Here is a 5261-nt window from a genome sequence, read left to right on the forward strand (position 1 = left end):
GTCTTTGCATTGAAAGCCGAGGCCCCGCGATCCCAGACTGCTGCGGAAGATTACTCCCGTGATCCGGAAGGTAAATGCCGCCAATTGGCGTATGCGAAACTTAGGACCCGTGGGGCGGTAGAACGCGCGGCAGCGCTGCTCTCGCGGCGTCGACAAATGACGTCTGCTGTTCCAGCAAGGCCTGCCGTCCGCGGATGATCGCCAGGTTCTGCTCGAGAGTACCGATCTGCGCGGACATGCGTTCGGGACTCTCGCCATTTTCCATCGCTTCCAGGGCGAACGCAGCACAGTCCGTGACCCTTTCCACGCAAGGGCGCAGTGCCGCGATTTCCTTCTCGATGTCCATCTGAATGACCTCCAGAAGACGGGTCAGGCGACCGAACCGCCGTTGGTCGACATTCTGGCCGAATGGGAACCTGAATGCGGTCAGCGGCATGTTGCAGCCATCTTTCTCGTTGCACCCGAGAGGGGACGCACCTTGCAGAATACAAGACTCTCATGCTTGCACGAGACATCCTTTCGGTCATCGGCGGGCATGCTCATATTGGATGAGGGGTGGCAGCTAGGGCGATAGGGCTACTCGAATTCATGAAGGCGGCCACGTGCGGCGCGTGTTACGACTGTTGGCGCTAAACTGCGGAGCGGAAATCCTGACCGTGAACATAGTCGAACACGCGAGTCCAAACACATTCGCCTTCAAAACCAGTGCCCCGATCAAAGCCACGGGCTTTCAGGACGGCACCTGGGGCCTGGGCGTCGTCGAACAAAGCGGAGATCGTCCTGGTTGTGGAAAGCCTGTGTCGCCAGAGCGGCGCCGAGAGATACTCAAAGCTCTCGATGGCGTGCTGGGCGGCAATCCAGAGGTCGGAGCCTACAACCAGACATTCTGAGAGGAATTGGACCATGTCTGACCGGATCGTAAGTTTTGTCATGAGCGGGGGGGTCGGCTCACGGCTGTGGCCGCTCTCGCGCGAAGACAACCCCAAGCAATTCCACGATCTTTCGGGGGATGGCTCTATGCTTGCCAAGACTGTTCGTCGCCTTAAGGCGCGGCCGGACGGAGAGACGCCGATCTACCTGATAGCCTCCGAACGGCATGCCGAGCGCGTTATCTCGGACCTAGTACCGCTCGGCCTGAACGGCGGCAGACCGATCTTCGAGCCGGTCGGCCGCAATACCGCGGCCGCCGTCGCCATAGCCACCCTGCAAACGATCTCCGAATATGGAGCCGACGCCCTTGTGCTCGTGGTCCCCTCCGACCATCAGATATCGACGACAACGCAATTCTGGGAAACCGTCAAGGCCGGCGTGCCTGCCGCCGATTCAGGAAAGATCATCGTGTTCGGGATCAAGCCGACGCATCCCGAAACCGGATATGGTTACATCGAGACCACGGCAGATGCTGACGCAGTAGCCTCGGTTTCGCGCTTTGTCGAAAAGCCGAACGCCAAGTCGGCTCGCAAATACATGTCTTCGGGACAATTCTACTGGAACGCCGGCATTTTCCTCTTTCGAGCCGACACCATGCGGGAGGCTTTTCTCGAGTTCCAGCCCGACATCTGGGACGCCGCGGAACGGGCTTACAAGGGAGCGCGGACCGACGTCTCGGGCCTTTATTTGACACAAGGCTTCTACTTGGCCGTCCCCTCGACCTCGATCGACTATGCAATCATGGAGCATGCGCGCGACATCGCAATGGTTAGGGCCTCGTTCCACTGGACCGACCTTGGCTCATGGCAATCCCTAATGGAGGCCAGCCCCACGGACAGCAACGGCAATGTCACAATGGGCGATATCGTCGCCATCGATTGCCAGGACTCTTACTTCAGAAGCCAGGGCAGACTGCTGACCGTCGTCGGGATGAAGGATGTTGCGATCGTGGCGACGCCAGATGCGGTATTCGTCGCACCCGTCAGCCACAGCCAGAACGTGAAAAAAATCGTCGAACAGCTGGAGAAGAGCGGACGCCTCGAAACGAAATTTACTGCCTCCGAAGACCGGATCATCATCAGTGGCTCATGGCGCAAGCGCGTGGAGCACTGGCTCTTCGAAGAAACCCTGCCGCTGTGGTCCACCGCTGGCGTCGACGATGTTTACGGCGGCTTCCATGAGGCCCTGGGCTTCGATGCGAGGCCATTGGGCAAACCCAAGCGCATGCGCACTGCGGCTCGCCAGATTTACGCTTTCGCAGTCGCCAAGGAACGTGGCTGGACTGGTCCGGCGGACAAACTCATCAAACACGGTATCGACTTCATCGCAAGATTCGGCCGCACGAACCGCGGCGGGTGGGTGCGAACTCTCAATGCCAACGGCAGCGTGGCCGACCCGACCGAGGACGCCTACGACCATGCCTGCGTGCTCCTGGCGCTGGCTCAAGCTCACCGATGCGGACACCACGATGCCCTGAAACTGGCACAACAGACGTTTCGTTTCATCGACGCCCACCTCGAGCACGACAGTCTGACCGGGTTCCTCGAGAGCCCCGGCTGGAACGGTGCGCGGTCTTCGAACCCACACATGCACATGCTGGAATCATTTCTTGCCTGGTATGGCGCCACGGGCGACCGTGAATATCTGCGTCGGGCAGCACGCATCATCGATCTCTTCCGGAGCCATTTCTTCGACCAGGAAAGCTGGACGGTTGGGGAACGTTTCGACGCCGATTGGTTGCCGTTGCAGGGAGATGAAGGACAGTGGACCGAACCGGGGCATCACTTCGAATGGGCTTCGCTCCTTGTCGATTTCGCAAGAGCGAGCGGCCAGAAAGACTTGGTCGCCTACGCAAGGAAGCTCTATTCATCGGCGGTCGCCAGTGGATTGAACCGGACAACAGGTCTGGCTTTTGCTGCCGTATCGCGGCAGGGAATCCCTCTCGACCGGCTCTCCCGGAGCTGGCCGCAATGCGAAGCCATCAAGGCAGCCGTAGCCTTGGATGGCATTGGCGGGCCTGACCTGAAAGCTGAGATCGAAGCCCGTGTCGCGCGCCTGTTCAGATGGCACATCGATCCCGCGCCGCTTGGCTTGTGGATCGACAGGATTGACGAGCGCGGAAGGTCACTGGCAACGGAGGTGCCGGCGAGCATCTTCTACCATCTGGTGACGGCATTGATGCAGTATCTGGACAAGACCGCAGGCCAAGTCGAACCTTTCCCGCTTCCTGCTTCGGACGTGAGCAAGACGGGTTTGAGGCAGGTACTGGGTCGCTCCTGATGCGACGATCCTGAGATACGGTGTTCGTGCCGAACCGTGGTTGGCGAAGGTCGTCTGCACCGAACCTTGACGACCGCAGATATCGGCTCCTGGCGTGGCCGCTAAGGCACAGCCTTGGCCGCGCGCACCGGCAACGCTCGCTTTCCCCCGGTCGTCGGCCGCCGTGAGGCTGCCGGTGCTGCCAGGAGTTCCGAGGCAATGAATATCAGGTTCTCGCCGTTGACGAGGCTGTCGATCTTCCTTCCGCTCAAAAGCGAGTAGACGAAAGTGAGGCAGCCTCGGCCGGGAAACATAAAGTCGTGTGGTTCCACGATGATGCACGGCACATGCTTGAGGACCTTGCCGCAGTCTCGTGTTGCCTCCAGCTCCGCGCCTTCAATGTCCATCTTAAGCATCAGCAATTTCGCCTTGGGCAGTCTGGCAAGAAGGCCCCGTAAGGTGACCGACGGCACGCCTTCTCCGTCTGCCACGCCCCGTGCCCACGATGGGCGCTCGCTGTTGACAAGTGCAACTTCGCCCTCGTGGCACCAGAGTGCGCCGTAGACAGACATGATCCGCTCTAGACCGGCGCAGTTCGAGAGTAAGACTTCATGCGTTTGGCGATCCGGTTCGATGGCCATCACCACAGCATCAGGATACTGGTCTCTGAGGAAAATCGACGAGTAGCCAACGTTAGCGCCGGCATCCACGATAACGGGTATGATCCCCCTCCGTCTCCATCCTGCCGCGAGCCGGTTGAGCGCGCTCTGTCCACCCTTTCCAATTTCATATTCGCCGTGCCCAAAAATTTGTGACATGACAAACAAGTCGCTGTCGGTAGGCCTGATCAGCAATTCATGATCGCCACAGCGAACTTTCATCGCCGAGCCGATCCCGAGTGCGCGGCGAAGGAGTACTGAGACCAGTTTCCTCCAGCCGATGGCGCGCGCGAGCCCGTCAATGTGATAGAGCTTGGCGTAGAACGTCCGGTTCATCGTCGCAGTATCACCTGAGGATGTGCCAATCTCCATACACCCTTAGGGAGTAGCCAGGCCGGCTCGCCACCGAAGCAAATTGCCCGCACACACCCCCCGCATGCATATTCCTGCCATCATGCCCTCCCCGGTTCGGTCGTAGGCATGCTTCCTGCGCCGCTTATCAGCAAGGTACCGCAAGGTGATAGGGACGTCGTAGCTACGGCAAATTCGGTAGCACTTGCCTCTGTGTCGCTGCCTCAAAGCGGGATAGTATGCTTTGGGAAGATGCCTGACGCCACATTGAACGACCTCTCCCGATCATGGAAATGCGGTTAATTCGTCAAGGCGTTGTAACTTTGAGACGTGAACCATCTTGTCCGAACGGTTGAGACGCAACGATGGCCAAAAAAAAAGTCCGTGCGAGACCCAGCAGTGACCTTCTGAAACTGCTTGCCACAAGGCCTAGAGCGGTGGCGCTTGCTGCGCTGCACGTGAGTGAATCCGTGCTGCTGGAACTCGAAGCATCCGAGCTTTTGTCAGCAGCAGAGATTAGAGGGCTACTTAAGGACGCGTCGATGACGTTACGAAATGCCGCCGAGCAAGCGGACAATCGCAGCTGCCTCGTCGCCAGCGAAATAGTCGATTCCATGCGGGAAAATTTCAAGAGAAATAAGACTTAACCTTGTCGCCATCGGCCGACCGGGAAAAACTTGTTATCTTCAACCAAAACTGCCGTTGCCACGTCATCGATAGTGCATTGGAGCATATTCTTCACATCAATTTTAATGTACGGTGTATGCGAGGGAGGTAGTTCGGGCAGTAGTTTGGCGGGGTTGCTTCTGAATGACGCCACATCCATTTTTGCGCGGGAATGAAAAACGCCTGTCGTATGAGGACGATACGGCGCTGATCAAAAGGCTGGGATTCACGCCGAAGCGCTATCTGGCGGAGACGGTCATCGTCAATCAGGGCGAGGATTGCGATCGCATGTTCATTGTCGAGTCGGGCTGGGGGTGCCTTTCTCATGAACTTGCCGGCGGGCAGCGACAGATTCTAGATTTTGCACTGAAAGGCGACATCGTCCTACCTCAGTCG

Annotated in this window: 6 protein-coding genes; 4 read left to right on the forward strand and 2 right to left on the reverse strand. The window is 58.4% G+C overall.

Going from position 1 to position 5261, the window contains the following annotated elements:
• Positions 1-100 precede the first annotated feature (100 nt).
• Positions 101-436, reverse strand: coding sequence for a hypothetical protein (locus EN932_RS28320; protein ID WP_024505421.1), 336 nt, complete (start codon positions 434-436; stop codon positions 101-103).
• Positions 437-656: 220 nt separating this feature from the next.
• Here EN932_RS28320 and EN932_RS28325 point away from each other — a divergent pair, with 220 nt between their 5' ends.
• On the forward strand, positions 657-890 hold the full coding sequence (locus tag EN932_RS28325) for a hypothetical protein (RefSeq protein WP_128338257.1): 234 nt from the start codon (positions 657-659) through the stop codon (positions 888-890).
• Positions 891-903: 13 nt separating this feature from the next.
• Positions 904-3210: a mannose-1-phosphate guanylyltransferase/mannose-6-phosphate isomerase gene (locus tag EN932_RS28330; protein ID WP_128338256.1), complete on the forward strand. Its 2307-nt coding sequence runs from the start codon at positions 904-906 to the stop codon at positions 3208-3210.
• Between the two features lie 101 nt (positions 3211-3311).
• Here EN932_RS28330 and EN932_RS28335 read toward each other — a convergent pair whose 3' ends face one another.
• Positions 3312-4184, reverse strand: a complete 873-nt coding sequence (locus EN932_RS28335) for an FkbM family methyltransferase (RefSeq protein WP_024505424.1) — start codon at positions 4182-4184, stop codon at positions 3312-3314.
• 380 nt (positions 4185-4564) lie between these two features.
• On the opposite strand from EN932_RS28335, the gene EN932_RS28340 reads away from it, so the two are divergent.
• Together EN932_RS28340 and EN932_RS28345 are read left to right on the forward strand one after the other, a co-directional pair.
• Entirely contained in the window at positions 4565-4846 is a 282-nt protein-coding gene (locus tag EN932_RS28340; protein ID WP_024505425.1) for a hypothetical protein, read from the forward strand.
• Between the two features lie 163 nt (positions 4847-5009).
• On the forward strand, positions 5010-5261 hold a 252-nt coding region (locus EN932_RS28345; protein WP_164890654.1), incomplete at its 3' end, for a cyclic nucleotide-binding domain-containing protein.

It is taken from the genome of Mesorhizobium sp. M7A.F.Ca.US.002.01.1.1, from assembly GCF_004022955.1.
In the GTDB taxonomy this organism is placed as follows: Bacteria; Pseudomonadota; Alphaproteobacteria; order Rhizobiales; family Rhizobiaceae; genus Mesorhizobium; species Mesorhizobium ciceri.